Below are 2,290 nucleotides of genomic sequence, written 5' to 3' on the forward strand. Positions count from 1 at the left end.
GCCCGGTATTGTGATGCGTCCACGTGGCGACGACCTTCCCGCGCGAGACCACCGGCCGCTCCTCCCCGGCAATCGCCCGCTCGAGCGCACAGTCCTCCAGCCGCGAATAGCCCCGCTCCACCGCCGCATCCCACGCCCGCGCAAAGTCCTCCGCGCCCACCCGATGCCGCAACTTGTACAGCGCCTCCACCGAAGCCCCGATGGAAAGCGCCGCCTGACTCACGATCCCCGTAGCCGCCAGCGTCGCAATGAACCGCCGCTGCTTGTCCGGCGTGATCGAATTGCGCCGAGGGGCAACATGCACGAACGGCGCAAAGTCGAGCGCCGACTCCTCCACCACATCCACCCGCCGCACCCGCGAAGTCCGCCCGCGCTCCGCCATACCACCTCCGCTCATCCTGAGCCTGTCGAAGGAGAGCCTGTCGAAGGACGCAATTAACCCATGCGGTTAAATGTAGGAAAGCGAAAACTGGTAAAGGGTCAGGAAGAAAGCCAGAATGCAAGGGTCAAAACCCTCGCGCTCCCATGAGTCGGAGCAAACCCGCCAACACTGCTAGTCAGAACTGCTCCCCCGCGAAGGCGGGGGCCTCAGTCGTCCTCCCGCAAGCTTCCGGCAAACCAAATCCCCCCTCCCGCAAGCGGGAGGGGCCGGGCGCGGGCACTCCTAGGCCGATGTCCCGCAGACGAGAGGGGCCGGGGGCCGGCACCCAAAACCCGCCCTCAACAAAAGCGCCGACATCACCGCCCCCAACACCTCGCCCCTCACGCACAGCCAGCTCCCCGCGAAGGCGGGGGCCTCAGCAGGTTTAAGCCAACGCCCCCTGGCCCCCAGACCCCGCCATAATCGCCCTAAGCCGCACCTTCCTCAGCTTCGCACTGGAGACCGAAATCGAAGGCTGCTGGCCTTGGCAGAGACGGCAGCGGAGGGGCGAAAGCGAGGAAGGCTTGCCGCCGGTGCGGTGAAGAGGGGGACGGAGAAAGGAAATGCGAGGGCCATCGCCCTCGCGCTCCCGGGAGTTGGAGTTTGTGGAAAACAAAATTCGAACTCACGGTGTCGTGCCGACACGTGCTCCCGCCTTGAGAAAGATCAAGCGCAGGATCAACTTCAAGATGTAAAAGAGCGTTATCACCCTTTTCCATCTTCAAAGGCCGCGCTACCTCAGCAATAAAAGGCCGACTGGAGTATTTCATGGCACAGACCGGAGTCAGGCGTTGGACAGATGAAGAGCGACTCTTGTCACTTTATCTCTACTTCCAATTGCCGTTTGGCAAGCTTGATCAACGCACTCCAGAGGTCCAAGCATTAGCGCAAGCCATTGGACGTACGGCCAGTTCCGTAGCTATGAAGTTAGCTAACTTCGCAAGTCTCGATCCGAAGATCACCAGCACGGGTAGGAAAGGGCTGCCGGGCGCGTCGAAGGAGGACCGCGCAATCTATGCGAAATTTGGAACCGATTGGGATGCTCTGGTTGCTGAGGCAGGCCGTTTGTGGGAGGCGCGTGTATCTTCGACAGGATCATCGGAGTTGGATCCGCTCACCATCCCAGAGCGTCGGGTGACTGAGGCGCAGAGTCCTTTTGGGGAATTCAACGGACCCTCCCAAAGGGAAGATTTCGTGCTGCAGCGTGTTGGCCAAGGTTTCTTCAGACGTGCAGTCTTGGCGAATTACGATGAGGCCTGCTGCATAACCGGCATCTCTGAGCCGCGATTGCTGATCGCCAGCCACATTGTGCCGTGGAAAGATGATATCGAAAACAGACACAACCCAGCCAACGGCCTGCTGCTCTCGGCGACCATGGATCGCGCATTTGACACGGGCCTTTTGACCATTGACCCTGCTGGCACGATCAGGATTTCCTCAATTCTGCTTAAATCCAGAAATTCTGAAAATTGCGCAGTTCTTCGAGGCTTATCAAGGTGCAAGAATACGCGAGGCTGTACGATTCGACCCTGATCCGAGGTTCGTAACGTGGCACAATACCAATAGATTTTTAGGGTAAATCCTGACGTCTAAATTTTAAATAGCTTCAGTTGGATTCCATCTGTTTTTCAAGGATAAAAATCTTTGCAAAAAATCGTGCTTATTCCCCCAAATATCTTGGCCCTTAGGCAATTCACTCTCTAGTCTCGTACTAATGAGCTCGTGCCACCCATGATCGTTGGCGGAAGTTCCTCCACTAGCGATAACCAAATCCTCAAGCAGGCTGTTCAGGCCTAACTGCTGCGGGACAAAAAGAGAGGTGGCCTGGAGAATCTGGACAGGGTGCTAAGTGGATTTTCTGCCTGACGG

General features: G+C 57.8%; 1 protein-coding gene and 1 pseudogene. One reads left to right on the forward strand and one right to left on the reverse strand.

Annotation, left to right across the window (positions count from 1 at the left end; translation table 11 throughout):
• A pseudogene (locus AX703_RS09145) lies at window positions 1–397 on the reverse strand (hypothetical protein); the annotation flags it as partial.
• Between the two features lie 792 nt (window positions 398–1,189).
• Here AX703_RS09145 and AX703_RS09150 point away from each other — a divergent pair.
• Complete coding sequence (locus tag AX703_RS09150; protein WP_082734504.1) at window positions 1,190–1,954, forward strand: HNH endonuclease; 765 nt, start codon at window positions 1,190–1,192, stop codon at window positions 1,952–1,954.
• The last annotated feature ends 336 nt before the right edge of the window (window positions 1,955–2,290 follow it).

This window comes from Novosphingobium sp. CCH12-A3 (assembly GCF_001556015.1).
GTDB lineage: Bacteria > Pseudomonadota > Alphaproteobacteria > Sphingomonadales > Sphingomonadaceae > Novosphingobium > Novosphingobium subterraneum.

Excerpts from the sequence above, each read along its gene's own strand:
- AX703_RS09150 (WP_082734504.1), top strand. The coding sequence starts at position 1,190 with ATGGCACAGACCGGAGTCAGGCGTTGGACAGATGAAGAGCGACTCTTG.